Annotated in this window: 16 protein-coding genes and 1 riboswitch; of the genes, 13 read left to right on the top strand and 3 right to left on the bottom strand. The window is 71.2% G+C overall.

Features of this window, described 5'->3' with window-relative positions; all coding sequences use genetic code 11:
- Nucleotides 1-240: 240 nt before the first annotated feature.
- The 8 genes from IE287_RS03285 to IE287_RS03315 all read left to right on the top strand — a co-directional run bounded on the left by IE287_RS03285 (nt 241) and on the right by IE287_RS03315 (nt 6,683).
- Nucleotides 241-1,677, top strand: coding sequence for an amino acid permease (locus IE287_RS03285; protein ID WP_189847352.1), 1,437 nt, complete (start codon nt 241-243; stop codon nt 1,675-1,677).
- Nucleotides 1,678-1,754: 77 nt separating this feature from the next.
- Nucleotides 1,755-2,180 (top strand): M67 family metallopeptidase, encoded by a 426-nt coding sequence (locus IE287_RS03290; protein ID WP_189847353.1) that lies wholly within the window; start codon nt 1,755-1,757, stop codon nt 2,178-2,180.
- Nucleotides 2,181-2,210: 30 nt separating this feature from the next.
- A riboswitch (cobalamin riboswitch) is annotated at nt 2,211-2,329 on the top strand.
- A 40-nt stretch (nt 2,330-2,369) separates the two neighbouring features.
- Nucleotides 2,370-3,347 carry an ABC transporter substrate-binding protein gene (locus IE287_RS03295; RefSeq protein WP_189847354.1) on the top strand — a complete coding sequence of 326 codons (978 nt, stop codon included), beginning with the start codon at nt 2,370-2,372 and terminating at the stop codon, nt 3,345-3,347.
- Nucleotides 3,344-4,411 (top strand): FecCD family ABC transporter permease, encoded by a 1,068-nt coding sequence (locus IE287_RS03300; protein WP_189847355.1) that lies wholly within the window; start codon nt 3,344-3,346, stop codon nt 4,409-4,411. Before IE287_RS03295 ends, IE287_RS03300 begins: the two co-directional genes overlap by 4 nt.
- A complete protein-coding gene (locus IE287_RS03305; protein WP_189847356.1) occupies nt 4,408-5,193 on the top strand; it encodes an ABC transporter ATP-binding protein in 786 nt (261 codons plus the stop codon). The genes IE287_RS03300 and IE287_RS03305 overlap by 4 nt, the downstream gene beginning before the upstream one ends.
- A 44-nt stretch (nt 5,194-5,237) precedes the next feature.
- Entirely contained in the window at nt 5,238-5,354 is a 117-nt protein-coding gene (locus IE287_RS39380; protein ID WP_373307794.1) for a putative leader peptide, read from the top strand.
- A gap of 94 nt (nt 5,355-5,448) precedes the next feature.
- The gene (locus IE287_RS03310; RefSeq protein ID WP_189847357.1) at nt 5,449-5,727 is read left to right on the top strand and encodes a MoaD/ThiS family protein; all 279 of its coding nucleotides are present in this window, start codon (nt 5,449-5,451) and stop codon (nt 5,725-5,727) included.
- 5 nt (nt 5,728-5,732) lie between these two features.
- Nucleotides 5,733-6,683, top strand: coding sequence for a PLP-dependent cysteine synthase family protein (locus tag IE287_RS03315; protein WP_189847358.1), 951 nt, complete (start codon nt 5,733-5,735; stop codon nt 6,681-6,683).
- A 51-nt stretch (nt 6,684-6,734) separates the two neighbouring features.
- Here the strand turns inward: IE287_RS03315 and IE287_RS03320 are convergent, their stop codons facing one another.
- Nucleotides 6,735-7,214: a type II toxin-antitoxin system PemK/MazF family toxin gene (locus IE287_RS03320; RefSeq protein WP_189847359.1), complete on the bottom strand. Its 480-nt coding sequence runs from the start codon at nt 7,212-7,214 to the stop codon at nt 6,735-6,737.
- 206 nt (nt 7,215-7,420) lie between these two features.
- Between IE287_RS03320 and IE287_RS03325 the strand changes: the two genes are divergently transcribed.
- Nucleotides 7,421-8,173: an MBL fold metallo-hydrolase gene (locus IE287_RS03325; protein ID WP_189847360.1), complete on the top strand. Its 753-nt coding sequence runs from the start codon at nt 7,421-7,423 to the stop codon at nt 8,171-8,173.
- Between the two features lie 88 nt (nt 8,174-8,261).
- On the opposite strand, the gene IE287_RS03330 is transcribed toward IE287_RS03325, so the two are convergent.
- Both IE287_RS03330 and IE287_RS03335 read right to left on the bottom strand, forming a co-directional pair.
- Entirely contained in the window at nt 8,262-9,515 is a 1,254-nt protein-coding gene (locus tag IE287_RS03330; RefSeq protein ID WP_189847361.1) for a PTS transporter subunit EIIC, read from the bottom strand.
- 310 nt (nt 9,516-9,825) lie between these two features.
- Nucleotides 9,826-11,124 (bottom strand): PTS transporter subunit EIIC, encoded by a 1,299-nt coding sequence (locus IE287_RS03335; protein WP_189847362.1) that lies wholly within the window; start codon nt 11,122-11,124, stop codon nt 9,826-9,828.
- Nucleotides 11,125-11,361: 237 nt separating this feature from the next.
- On the opposite strand from IE287_RS03335, the gene IE287_RS03340 reads away from it, so the two are divergent.
- The 4 genes from IE287_RS03340 to rdgB all read left to right on the top strand — a co-directional run bounded on the left by IE287_RS03340 (nt 11,362) and on the right by rdgB (nt 13,667).
- Nucleotides 11,362-11,595 (top strand): PTS sugar transporter subunit IIB, encoded by a 234-nt coding sequence (locus IE287_RS03340; protein ID WP_043228148.1) that lies wholly within the window; start codon nt 11,362-11,364, stop codon nt 11,593-11,595.
- A gap of 186 nt (nt 11,596-11,781) precedes the next feature.
- Nucleotides 11,782-12,513, top strand: coding sequence for a ribonuclease PH (rph, locus tag IE287_RS03345; protein ID WP_189847363.1), 732 nt, complete (start codon nt 11,782-11,784; stop codon nt 12,511-12,513).
- Between the two features lie 147 nt (nt 12,514-12,660).
- A complete protein-coding gene (locus tag IE287_RS03350; RefSeq protein ID WP_189847364.1) occupies nt 12,661-13,050 on the top strand; it encodes a hypothetical protein in 390 nt (129 codons plus the stop codon).
- Between the two features lie 8 nt (nt 13,051-13,058).
- Nucleotides 13,059-13,667: an RdgB/HAM1 family non-canonical purine NTP pyrophosphatase gene (gene rdgB / locus IE287_RS03355; protein ID WP_189847365.1), complete on the top strand. Its 609-nt coding sequence runs from the start codon at nt 13,059-13,061 to the stop codon at nt 13,665-13,667.
- The last annotated feature ends 21 nt before the right edge of the window (nt 13,668-13,688 follow it).

Consider the following 13,688-nt stretch of genomic DNA (forward strand, 5'->3'; position numbering starts at 1 on the left):
CCGTCTTGAATCCTTTTTGCCCTGATTTTTTTGTGGCGTGCGCCACACATAACTCCGTCGATCACCCCCCGCACCGTGATAAATCTTCACGACCACTCGGGCACGCCACCCCTGTTCCCGAGGGCGCTTCGGCCGGCTGACCGCCGGTGGCACTCCATCCACATCCGGGGGGATCAGGACCTGATCCGCGGCAGACGCACTCGCAGTCGCGCGGATCAGCATGGAGAAAGGCGCACCACCATGACCTCAGTGCGGGTCGACAAGCAGCACGACGGCAATGAGGCCGCGGACTCCGCCTCGGGCGAGGGTTACCACCGGGCACTCGGCGCCCGCCAGATCCAGATGATCGCGATCGGCGGAGCCATCGGCACCGGCCTCTTCCTCGGAGCGGGCAAGGGCATCTCCAAGGCGGGCCCCAGCCTGATCCTCGCGTACGCCCTCGCGGGCCTCGTCATCTTCTTCATCATGCGGGCGCTCGGCGAGCTCCTCATGTACCGCCCCGTCTCCGGTTCCTTCTCGGAGTACGCGCGCGAGTTCGTCGGCCCCTTCGCGGGCTTCGTGACCGGCTGGACGTACTGGCTCTTCTGGGTCGTCACCGGCATCACCGAGGTCACCGCCGCGGCCACCTACATGACGTACTGGTGGGACATCCCGCAGTGGATCTCCGCCCTCGTCTTCACCGTGATCCTCTACGGCGCCAACCTGATCTCCGTGAAGCTCTTCGGCGAGCTGGAGTTCTGGTTCTCCATGGTCAAGGTCACCGCCATCGTCGGCATGATCCTGATCTGCGCCGGCATCCTCACGATCGGCTTCTCCGACGCGGGCGACACCGCCTCGATCACCCACCTGTGGGACCTCGGCGGCTTCTTCGCCGGCGAGCACGGCATCGGCTCCACCCTCATGACCCTCCAGATGGTCATGTTCGCCTTCCTCGCGGTCGAGCTGGTCGGCGTCACCGCCGGCGAGTCGAAGGACCCGAAGACCGTCCTGCCCAAGGCCATCAACACCGTGCCGTGGCGGATCGCCGTCTTCTACGTCGGCGCGCTGATCATGATCCTGTCGGTCGTCCCGTGGACCCACTTCCAGCCGGGCGTCTCCCCGTTCGTCGCCGCCTTCGAGGAGATGGGCCTCAGCGTCGGCGCCGCCATCGTCAACTTCGTCGTCCTGACGGCCGCGCTCTCCTCCTGCAACTCGGGCATGTACTCCACCGGCCGCATGCTGCGCGACCTCGCGCTCAACGGCCAGGGCCCGGCCGTCTTCACCCGGCTGACGAAGAACGGCACCCCGCTGGTCGGCACCACCTTCTCGGCCGCGCTGATGATGGTCGGCGTCTGGATCAACTACCAGTGGCCGGGCGACGCCTTCAACTACGTCGTCTCCTTCGCCACCATCTCCGGCATGTGGGCCTGGATCATGATCCTCGTCTGCCAGATCCGCTACCGCCTCAAGGCCGACCGCGGCGAGCTGCCCCAGTCCTCCTTCAAGGCCCCCGGCGGCATCTGGGCCAGCGTCTTCGCCCTCGCCTTCATCGGCCTGGTCGTGGTGACCATGGGCATGGACGCGGGCAACCGCGTCGCCCTCTACGGCGCCCCCGTCTGGGGCCTGCTCCTCGCCGTCTCCTACCTGGTCCTCAAGGCCCGCAACCCCGAGGGCGCCGCCTTCGCCAAGCGGTCGTAACAAGGGTCGCGTCCAGCATCCGGGCCGTTCCGTACCACTCCTCGGTACGGGACGGCCCGTCTGCTTATCCTGTCGGCATGCTGACCATCACCCGGGCCCTGTACGACCGGATCGTGGAACACGCCCGCGCGGACCACCCCGACGAGGCCTGCGGCGTCGTCGCGGGACCGGTCGGCACGGGCCGCCCCGAGCGGTTCATCCCCATGCTCAACGCCGCCCGCTCGCCCACCTTCTACGAGTTCGACTCCGCCGACCTCCTCAAGCTCTACCGCGAGATGGACGACCGGGACGAGGAGCCCGTGATCATCTACCACTCGCACACGGCGACCGAGGCGTACCCGTCCCGCACCGACATCACCTACGCCAACGAGCCCGGCGCCCACTACGTGCTCGTCTCCACGGCCGACACCGACGGCGCCGGCGACTTCCAGTTCCGCTCCTACACGATCGTCGAGGGCGTCGTGACGGAGGAGGACGTGAAGGTCGTCGAGGAGTACGCGTAACCGCGCCCGTCCGTACCAGTAGTCTGTGCGCGACCTTTCAGGGCGGCAGGACCCAGGAAGCCGGTGACGAATCCGGCGCGGTCCCGCCACTGTGACCGGCCCCCTCCCGGGGCCGCCAGCCAGGAACTGACCTGCCGCCTTCTCACCACCGATCGGGGACGTGGAAATCCCCGGAGGAGGCCCTCCGCCATGACCCGGCGCCACCGGCTGCCGCTCGCCGCCGCCCTGCTGCCCCTGCTCGCCGCCTGCACCGCCGCCCCCGCGAGCGGCCCCGACGCCGCGAAGCCCGCCCCCGGCTTCCCGTACACCGTCACCAACTGCGGCGAGACCACCACCTTCCGGGCCCCGCCGAAGCGCGCGGTCACCATGAACCAGCACGTCACCGAGATCCTCCTCGCCCTCGGCCTGGAGAAGTCCCTCGCCGGCACCGCCTACCTCGACGACGCGATCCTCCCCGCCTACCGGAAGGCGTACGACTCCGTCCCCGTGCTGTCGAAGGAGTACCCCTCCAAGGAGGCGCTGCTCGCCGCGAACCCCGACTTCGTCTACGGCGGCTACGCCTCCGCCTTCGACGCCAAGGACGGCCGCGGCCGCGACGACCTGGCGAGGACCGGCATCGCCACCCGCCTCAACGCCGAGTCCTGCCCGGCCGGCACCCCCACCGTCGACGACCTCTACCGCGAGGTCACCGAGGTCGGCCGCACCTTCGGCGTCCCCGACCGGGCCGAGAAGTGGAACGAGGAGGCCCGCGCCACCGTCGCCGCCACCGAGAAGCGCCTCGGCGGCCTCGACCCCGTCTCCGTCTTCGTCTACGACAGCGGCGACAAGACCGCCTTCACCGCCGGCGGCAAGGGCATCGGCAACGAGCTCATCGCCCGGGCCGGCGGCCGCAACGTCTTCGCCGACCTCCCCAAGGCCTTCGGCGACGCCACCTGGGAACAGGTCGTCGCCCGCAAGCCCGAGGTCATCGTCATCTACGACTACGGCTCCACCAGCGTCGAGCAGAAGAAGAAGCGCCTCCTCGACGACCCCGTCCTCCAGGACGTCCCCGCCGTCAGGAACCGGCGCTTCGCCGTCCTCCCGCTCTCCGACACCGTCCTCGGCGTCCGCGTCCCCGCCGCCGTCGACAAGCTCGCCGCCCAGCTCCACCCGGCCACCGGCCGATGACCGCCGTCGCCGCCGCCCCGGCCCCCGCCCGCCCGGCGGCGGCGACGCCCGGCCGGGGCCGCTTCGCCCTCGTCGCCGCCGGGCTGCTCGCCGCCCTCGCCGCCGCCGTGCTCGGCTCCCTCGCGCTCGGCTCCGTACGGATCCCGCCCGGCCAGGTGCTCGACGCCCTCACCGGGCGCGCCGCCCCCTCCCCGTACCGCACCATCGTGCTCGACGTCCGGCTGCCCCGGGTGATCCTCGGGATCGTCGTCGGCGCCGGGCTCGCGGTCGTCGGAACCGTCCTCCAGGCCCTCGTGCGCAACCGGCTCGCCGACCCCTTCCTCCTCGGGATCTCCTCCGGGGCGTCCGCCGGCGCCGTCCTCGTCCTGGTCCTCGGCATCGGCGGCGGACTCACCACCACCCTCGCCCTGCCCGCCGGCGCCTTCGCCGGCTCCCTCGCCGCGCTCGTCCTCGTCTACGCGCTGGCCCGCCGGGGTTCCACCATGACCGGCCCCCGGCTCGTCCTCGCGGGCGTCGCCGTCTCGTACGTCCTCACCGCCCTCACCACCCTCGTCCTGGTCTCCGCCGGCCGCCCCGAGCACTTCCAGGAAGCCCTCTACTGGTCCTTCGGCGGCCTCGGCTCCGCCCGCTGGGACACCCTCCTGATGCCCACCGCCGTCCTGGTCCTCGGCACCGGCGTCCTGCTCGCCCTCGCCCGCCCGCTCGACCTGCTCCTCACCGGGGACGAGGGCGCCACCGTCCTCGGCCTCGACACCGCCCGCTTCCGCGCCGCCGTCTTCCTCCTCGCCTCCCTCGTCACCGCCGTGATGGTCGCCGCCAGCGGCGCCGTCGGCTTCGTCGGCCTGATGGTGCCGCACGCCGCCCGCCTCGCCGTCGGAGCCCCGCACCGCCGGCTGCTGCCCGTCGCCGCGCTCGGCGGCGCCCTCGCCCTCGTCGTCGCCGACCTCGGCGCCCGTACCGTCGCAGCCCCCCAGGACATCCCCGTCGGCGTCCTCACCGCCCTCACCGGCGGCCCCTTCTTCCTCTGGCTGATGCGCCGCCGTCCCGAAGGAGCCGCCCTGTGACCGGACTGCGCATCGAGGGACTGTCGTACGAGCACCGGCTCCGCGACGCCCACCTCACCGCCCGCCCCGGCGAGACCGTCGGCCTCATCGGCCCCAACGGCAGCGGCAAGACCACCCTCCTGCGCTGCGTCTACGGCACCCTCGCCCCCACCGCCGGCCGCGCCCTGCTCGACGGCGCCGACCTGCGCGCCCTCGGCCCCAAGGCCCGCGCCCGCCGGGTCGCCACCGTCCCCCAGGACTCCGCCGTCGACTTCGAGCTCACCGTCCGCGAACTCGTCGCCCTCGGCCGCTCCCCCCACAAGCGCTTCTGGGAGGGCGACACCGCCGCCGACCGGGACCGCGCCGACGCCGCCCTCGCCCGGGTCGGCCTCGCGGACCTCGCCGACCGCCCGTACCCCACCCTCTCCGGCGGCGAACGCCAGCGCGCCCTCGTCGCCCGCGCCCTCGTCCAGGAACCCGAACTCCTCGTCCTCGACGAGCCCACGAACCACCTGGACATCCGCCACCAGATCGACGTCCTCGGCCTGGTCCGCACCCTGGGCACCACCACCCTCCTGGCGATCCACGACCTCAACCTGGCCGCCGCCCACTGCGACCGGCTCTACGTCCTCGAATCGGGCCGGGTGGTCACCGGCGGCACCCCCGCCGAGGTCCTCACCCCGGAACTCCTCGCGGCCGTCTACGGGGTGGAGGCGGACGTCGTCCCGCACCCCAGGACGGGCACACCGACCGTCCTCTACCTGCCCAGTCCGCCAGGCGATCAGAAAACATCCAGCATCTGAGATCACATTCCGGAACCCGGACCGGGAATCGATACGATGACCGCATGGTTTCCCACGACGTGAGCGAAGAGACGCCAGGCACCCTGCTGCTTGTGGCGCGCCTGCACGTCGACCTGTGCCGCCTCGCCAGCGCGATCTGTCCGTCCCGCGCCGCGCTCTGAGCGACCCGGCCGAGCGCACCCCACGCACGACCCCCCTCCGCGCGGGGGCCCCAGCAGCGCGCCCACCACGTCACTTCCGACAGGAGCCCACGCCATGGCCATCGAGGTCCGCATCCCGACCATCCTCCGCACCTACACCGACGGCGAGAAGGCCGTCGAGGGCAGCGGCGGCACCCTCTCCGAGCTCTTCGCCGACCTGGAGACCCGTCACACCGGCATCGAGGCCCGCATCGTGGACGGCGGCAAGCTCCGCCGCTTCGTCAACGTCTACCTCAACGACGAGGACGTCCGCTTCCTCGACGGCATCGACACCAAGCTCACCGACGGCGACAGCGTCACGATCCTGCCGGCCGTCGCCGGCGGCATGGTCTGATCCACATGCGCTACGACTCCTCGCTGGCGGCGGTCGGCAACACGCCGCTCGTCCGCCTCCCCCGGCTCTCGCCCTCGGACGACGTCCGGATCTGGGCGAAGCTGGAGGACCGCAACCCGACCGGCTCGGTCAAGGACCGCCCCGCGCTCCACATGATCGAGCAGGCGGAGAAGGACGGCCGCCTCACCCCCGGCTGCACCATCCTGGAGCCGACCAGCGGCAACACCGGCATCTCGCTGGCCATGGCCGCCAAGCTCAAGGGCTACCGCATCGTCTGCGTCATGCCCGAGAACACCAGCGAGGAGCGCAGGCAGCTGCTCGCCATGTGGGGCGCGGAGATCATCTCGTCCCCCGCGGCGGGCGGCTCCAACACGGCGGTGCGCGTCGCCAAGGAGCTCGCCGCCGAGAACCCCACCTGGGTGATGCTCTACCAGTACGGCAACCCGCACAACGCCGGCGCCCACTACGCCACCACGGGCCCCGAGATCCTCGCCGACCTGCCGTCGATCACCCACTTCGTGGCCGGACTCGGCACCACCGGCACCCTCATGGGCGTCGGCCGCTACCTGCGCGAGCACAAGCCCGACGTCAGGATCGTCGCCGCCGAGCCGCGCTACGACGACCTCGTCTACGGCCTCCGCAACCTCGACGAGGGCTTCGTCCCCGAGCTGTACGACGCCTCCGTCCTCACCACCCGCTTCTCCGTGGGCTCCGCCGACGCGGTCACCCGCACCCGCGAACTCCTCCAGCAGGAGGGCATCTTCGCCGGCGTCTCCACCGGCGCCGCCCTGCACGCCGCCATCGGCGTCGGCAACAAGGCCGTCAAGGCCGGCGAGAGCGCCGACATCGCCTTCGTCGTCGCCGACGGCGGCTGGAAGTACCTGTCCACCGGCCTCTACACGGCCGCCACGACGGAAGAGGCGATCGCGGCCGTCCAGGGCCAGCTCTGGGCGTAGCCCCCGCCGCGGACGCGACGGAACGGCCCCTCCGGGCCCGCCCCCGCCCCGCTACCGCGCGAGGTGGCGGACCTGGTCCCACAGGACCGGGTCCGCCTCGCCGACCCGCCGGCGGAACGCCCCGACCGGCACGTCCCGCAGCTCGTCCGTCTCCAGGAAGCTCGGCCGGCCCCGCGCGTCGCCCACCGAGCCCGGCGGCAGCGCGATCACCCCGGGCCGCTCGTCGTGGTACTTGCTGGTGATCTTCGCGACCAGCACGCTCTCCCCGCGCACCGACAGCACCAGGCACGGCCGGTCCTTGGCACCGGGACCGTCCTCGAAGGGCACCTCCGCCCACCAGATCTCCCGGGCCCGCGGCACCCGCGCACCCGGCGCGCGGGCGGCGGGCCGCCCCGGCGGACGGGTGCGGACCGGCGGCCGGGCGCGCCCCGGAGCCGGACGGCGCGCCGCGCGCCGCCGCCCGCCGGCGACCGCCACCACCAGCGCGATCACCACGACCGCGACCAGCGCGGGCCACCACGACGTGTCCATACCCCATGACGTTACCGGCGCGGGCCGCACCGCGCCGCCGCGCCCCGCCGTCCATCCGAACCGGTGACAGAGCCCGTGAGTTGCCCCACAACGGGCCGCCACGAAGGAGCGACCGGCCCCCGTGCGCCTTACGCTCGTCTGACCGCACGGCCTCCCCCTCCCCTTTGCGTGCCTGACCGCACCCGTCCACGGAGGTTCACGCTCCTATGAAGCTCACCGTCGTCGGCTGCTCGGGGTCGTTCCCGTCCGCGGAATCGGCCTGTTCGAGCTACCTCGTCGAGGCCGACGGCTTCCGGCTGCTCCTCGACATGGGCAACGGCGCCCTGGGCGAGCTGCAGCGCCACATCGGCCTGTACGACCTGGACGCGATCTTCCTCAGCCATCTCCACGCGGACCACTGCATCGACATGTGCGGCTACTTCGTCGCCCGCTACTACCGGCACGAGGGCGGCCGCTGCGACGCCCTCCCCGTGTACGCGCCCGAGGGCGCCGAGCAGCGCCTGACCACGGCGTACGCGGACACCCCCTCGCCCAGCTCGATGAGCGAGGTCTTCGACTTCCGCACCCTGGGCTCGGGCACCTTCGAGCTCGGCCCCTTCACGGTCCGCACCGAGAAGGTGTGCCACCCGGTGGAGGCGTACGGCATCCGCGTCGAGCACGGCGGCCGCTCCCTCGCGTACTCCGGCGACACCGGCGTCTGCGCGGAGCTCGACGCGCTGGCCGACGGGGTCGACCTCTTCCTCTGCGAGGCCTCCTTCACCCACGGCAAGGAGGACATCCCGGAGCTCCACCTCAACGGGCGCGAGGCCGGGGCGGCGGCGGAGCGCGCCCGGGCGGGCCGCCTGGTCCTCACCCACATCCCCCCGTGGACGGACGGCGAGCGGAACCTCGCCGACGCGCGCGCGGTGTACGGGGGCCCGTCGGAGCTGGCGAGGGCGGGCGCGGTCTACGAGGTCTGAGCGCCGGCGCGGACACGGGAAAGGCCCCGGAACCTTCGAGGTTCCGGGGCCTTTCCGCGCACGGGGCTTTCCGCGCGGGGGGCGGGACTCACGCCTTGGTGAGGTCCTCGACCTCCTCCTCGGGCTCGCGGCCCGGGGTGGGGAGGTTGAACTTGGTGATCGCGAAGCGGAAGACCACGTAGTAGATCGCCGCGAAGACGAGACCGATCGGGATGATCAGCCACGGCTTGGTCGCGAGGTTCCAGTTCAGCAGGTAGTCGATGCCGCCGGCGGAGAAGGTGAAGCCGGCGTGGACGCCGAACGCCCAGGTGACGGCCATCGAGATGGCGGTCAGCACCGCGTGGATCGCGTAGAGCACCGGCGCGATGAACATGAAGGTGAACTCGATCGGCTCGGTGATGCCGGTGACGAAGGAGGTCAGCGCGAGCGAGACCATCATGCCGAGGACGGCCTTGCGGCGCTCCGGGCGGGCGGCGTGCGCGATGGCGATGGCGGCGGCCGGGAGGCCGAACATCATGATCGGGAAGAAGCCCGACATGAAGATTCCGGCGCTCGGGTCACCGGCGAAGAAGCGGTTGAGGTCACCGTGGACGACCTCGCCGGCGGCGTTGGTGAAGTCACCGATCTGGAACCAGGAGACGGTGTTCACGAACTGGTGCATGCCGACCGGGATCAGCGCGCGGTTGATGAGGCCGAAGAGGCCGGCACCGGCGGCGCCGAGGCCCGTCATCCACTCGCCGAAGCTGGAGATGCCGTTGCCGATGGGCTCCCAGACCAGGCCGAAGACGACGCCGACGAGGGTGCCGACGAAGGCCATGATGATCGGGACGAGGCGGCGGCCGTTGAAGAAGCCGAGCCAGTCGACCAGCTTGGTGCGGTGGTACTTCTGCCAGATGACCGCGGAGATCAGACCCATGAGGATGCCGCCGAGGACACCCGGGTTGTTGTACTTCGCGGCGATGTCGGCGCCGGGCTGGATGACGGCCTCGGCGACCGGGAAGGCCTTCAGCACGTTGCTGTAGACCAGGAAGCCGACCAGGGCGGCCAGGGCGGTGGAGCCGTCCGCCTTCTTGGCGAAGCCGATGGCGACGCCGATGCAGAAGAGCAGGGGCAGGTTGTCGAAGACCGCGCCACCGGCGGTGGCGAAGACCGAGGCGACCTTGTCCCAGCCGAGCCCGTCCTTGCCGAAGACGTCGGGCTGGCCGAGACGGAGCAGAATACCCGCGGCCGGCAGTACGGCGATCGGCAGCTGCAGGCTGCGACCGACCTTCTGCAGGCCCTGGAACAGGCCGGATCCGCGCTTCTTCGCGGGAGCGGCGGCCTGGGCGGTGGCCGTACTCATCAACTTCCTCCAGTAGGCAAGGCGCCGCCGAGGACAGTGGAAGGGGGTGACGGCGGCGTCTCGTGGAACGCGGTGGTCTGGACCGCGTGGTCTACACCAATGAGTGGTGTAGACCAGTTGTAGCACGTGAGACTTAGATAAGGAACCTTCGAATTTTTGGTGCGGGGGCATAGTGATGAAGGCGTGACAAAAGGCCCCTGGACCAGGGGGTCCAGGGGCCTCGGGCGGATCCTGCGAAGGGGGCGAAAGCCCCGGAACGGTCAGGGTCCACCGGGTCGGTCACGCCGCCGGACGGCGCCGGCGGACCGCCTCACTTGACGTTGTCGCGCTCCATCTCCTCGCCCACCTCGTCCGGCTCGCGCCCGGGGGTCTGGAGGTCGAACTTGGTGATCGCGAACCGGAAGATCGCGTAGTACACCACCGCGAAGGCGAGGCCGATCGGGATGATCAGCCACGGCTTCGTCGCGAGGTTCCAGTTGATCACGTAGTCGATCAGGCCGGCCGAGAAGCTGAAGCCGTCCTTCACCCCGAACGCCCACGTCACCGCCATCGACACACCCGTCAGCACCGCGTGGACCGCGTACAGCACCGGCGCGATGAAGAGGAACGAGTACTCCAGCGGCTCCGTGATGCCCGTGACGAACGAGGTCAGCGCGACCGACAGCATCAGGCCGCCGACCTCCTTGCGGCGGTGCGGCTTCGCGCAGTGGGTGATCGCGAGCGCCGCCGCCGGCAGCGCGAACATCATGATCGGGAAGAAGCCCGTCAGGAACTGGCCGGCGTTCGGGTCGCCCGCCAGGAACATGGGGATGTCGCCGTGGACCGTCGTGCCGTCCGGCTTCTCGTACGTGCCGAACTGGAACCAGATGGGCACGTTCAGGAACTGGTGCAGGCCGATGACGAGCAGCGCCCGGTTCGCCAGGCCGAAGATGCCCGAACCCCACGCGCCGAGCCCGACCAGCCAGTCGCTGAAGCTCTCCAGGGCGTCACCGATCGGCGGCCAGATCCACAGGCAGAGCGCGGCGAACGCGATCCCTACGAACGTCATGATGATCGGGACGAGACGGCGGCCGTTGAAGAAGCCCAGCCAGTCCACCAGCTTCGTCCGGTGGTACCGCTGCCACAGGTACGCGGTGAGCAGACCCATGACGATGCCGCCGAAGACGCCCGGGTTCTGGTACGTGTAGCCCGCGAAGGAGTCGTCGAGCCCGAGGCAGCCGCCCCCGATGTCCTTCGTGCCCTCGGGGCAGTCCTTCGGGAACTGGCGCAGCACCGTGTAGTAGACGAGGAAGCCGACGACCGCCGCCAGCGCGGTCGAACCGTCCGACTTCTTCGCCATGCCGATCGCGACGCCGATGCAGAACAGCAGGGGCAGGCCGAGGCTGCCGTCGAGCAGCGCGCCTCCCGCGCCGGCCATCACCTTGGCGACGTTGTCCCAGCCCAGGCCGTCGGCCCCGAAGACGTCCGGCTGGCCGAGCCGGTTGATGATGCCCGCGGCCGGCAGCACGGCGATGGGCAGCTGAAGGCTGCGCCCCATCTTCTGCAGGCCCTGGAAGAGATTGCCCCACAGGGAGCCCTTCGGCCGCGCCGCGGCGCTGTCCGTACTCATCGGCGACCTCCCTGCCCCGGAACGACCCGGGGCGGCGTCTCGTTGCACACTGGTGTAGACCACTTGCGGTAGGCTCCGGGAGCCCGCTGAGGACAGGCCGCCGGTGATCGTCATCATTCGGCAGAACGGCGGCACTCGCTCGCGAAGTTGGGCCAACCGTGGGTTACCGTGGCAAAGCGGACCGCCGGTGCGCCGAGATTCGCGTGTCCCGCGAACGGAACGGACAGGGAGAAACACATGGCCACCAAGGCTGAGAAGATCGTCGCCGGGCTCGGCGGCATCGACAACATCGAAGAGGTCGAGGGCTGCATCACCCGCCTGCGCACCGAGGTCGCCGACGCCAGCCTCGTCGACGACGCCGCGCTCAAGGCCGCCGGCGCCCACGGCGTCGTGAAGATGGGCACGGCCATCCAGGTCGTCATCGGCACCGACGCGGACCCGATCGCCGCCGAGATCGAAGACATGATGTGAGCAGCTGACACCAGCTGACGAGGGCCCGTTCCGGCAGGGGAACGGGCCCTCGTGCGTACCCGCGACGGACCCGCGAGGAACCGTGCGACGGACGCGCGGCGGACCCGGGTGACGGACGCGCCGGCGGACCGCGGGACCCACCCGCGACGGACCGGGCCGCGGCGCGGGAACGGCTAGGCTCGTCCCATGTCTCGCATCGACGGCCGTACCCCCGAACAGCTCCGCCCCGTCACCATCGAACGCGGCTGGAGCAAGCACGCCGAGGGCTCCGTCCTCATCTCCTTCGGCGACACCAAGGTCTTCTGCACCGCCTCCGTCACCGAGGGCGTCCCCCGCTGGCGCAAGGGCAGCGGCGAGGGCTGGGTCACGGGCGAGTACTCCATGCTGCCCCGCTCCACCAACACCCGCGGCGACCGCGAGTCCGTCCGCGGCAAGATCGGCGGCCGCACCCACGAGATCTCCCGCCTCATCGGCCGCTCGCTCCGCGCCGTCATCGACTACAAGGCGCTCGGCGAGAACACCATCGTCCTCGACTGCGACGTCCTCCAGGCCGACGGCGGCACCCGCACCGCGGCCATCACCGGCGCCTACGTCGCCCTCGCCGACGCGGTCTCCTGGGCACAGGGCAAGAAGCTGGTCAAGGCCGGCCGCCAGCCGCTCACCGGCACCGTCTCCGCCGTCTCCGTCGGCATCGTCGGCGGCGTCCCCCTCCTCGACCTCTGCTACGAGGAGGACGTCCGCGCCGACACCGACATGAACGTCGTCTGCACCGGCGACGGACGCTTCGTCGAGGTCCAGGGCACCGCCGAGGCCGAGCCCTTCGACCGCGCCGAGCTCGACGCCCTCCTCGACCTGGCCGCCGGCGGCTGCGCCGACCTGGCCGACCTCCAGCGCAAGGCGCTGGACGCCACGCTCTGAACACCCCGCTCCGGCCGTCCCCCAGGGGACGGCTCGGGGTGAACCCCGAGCAACTGGCCTCCCCGGGAACGCGTCCTTTACGGAAAGGGGCGCACGGCCGTACCGTGCGCCCCGTCGATCCGTACGCAATCCGGGGAGGACCCGAAAGTGAAGCGCCGCCGTACCGCCAGTCTCGCCGTCACCACGGCGGCCGCACTGACCACGCTCGCCCTGACCGGCTGCGGGGCCCTCGACAAGGCGATGGACTGCGTGAAGACCGCCGACGCCATAGCCACCTCGGTGGGCAACCTCCAGCAGGCCGTCTCCAACGCCTCCAACGACGTCACGCAGATCGAGGAATCCCTGAACTCCATCTCCACGGAGCTCGGCAACCTCAAGAACACCACGGACAACGCCGATCTCTCCAAGGCGGTCGACGACCTCACCAAGGGCGTCGAGACGGTCCGCGACGCCGTCAAGAACGGCGACACCACCCCCGACATCGCGCCCGTCACCGACGCGGCCACCGAGATCGGGAAGGTCTGCACCCCGGGATAATCGGGGGCATGACCCGACAGCGCCTGATCCTCGCCACCCGCAACGCGGGCAAGATCACCGAACTCCACGCGATCCTCGCCGACGCCGGCCTCGACCTCGAACTCGTCGGCGCGGACGCGTACCCCGAGATCCCCGACGTCAAGGAGACGGGGGTGACCTTCGCGGAGAACGCCCTCCTCAAGGCCCACGCCCTGGCGCAGGCGACGGGCCTCCCGGCGGTCGCCGACGACTCCGGCCTCTGCGTCGACGTCCTCAACGGCGCCCCCGGCATCTTCTCCGCCCGCTGGGCCGGCACCCACGGCGACGACAAGGCCAACCTGGAGCTGCTCCTCGCCCAGCTCGGCGACATCGCCGACGAGCACCGCGCCGCCCACTTCGCCTGCGCGGCCGCCCTGGCCCTCCCCGACGGCACCGAGCGCGTCGTCGAGGGCCGCATGGAGGGCACCCTCCGCCACGAGCCGACGGGCACCAACGGCTTCGGCTACGACCCCGTCCTCCAGCCGGCCGGCCACGACGTGACCTGCGCGGAACTCACCCCGGCGGAGAAGAACGCCATCAGCCACCGGGGCAAGGCCTTCAGGGCCCTGGCCCCGGTGGTACGGGAGCTGCTGGGCTGACGGAGGCAGAGGGAAGGCCCC

This window comes from Streptomyces omiyaensis, from assembly GCF_014650895.1.
GTDB classification, from domain to species: domain Bacteria; phylum Actinomycetota; class Actinomycetes; order Streptomycetales; family Streptomycetaceae; genus Streptomyces; species Streptomyces omiyaensis.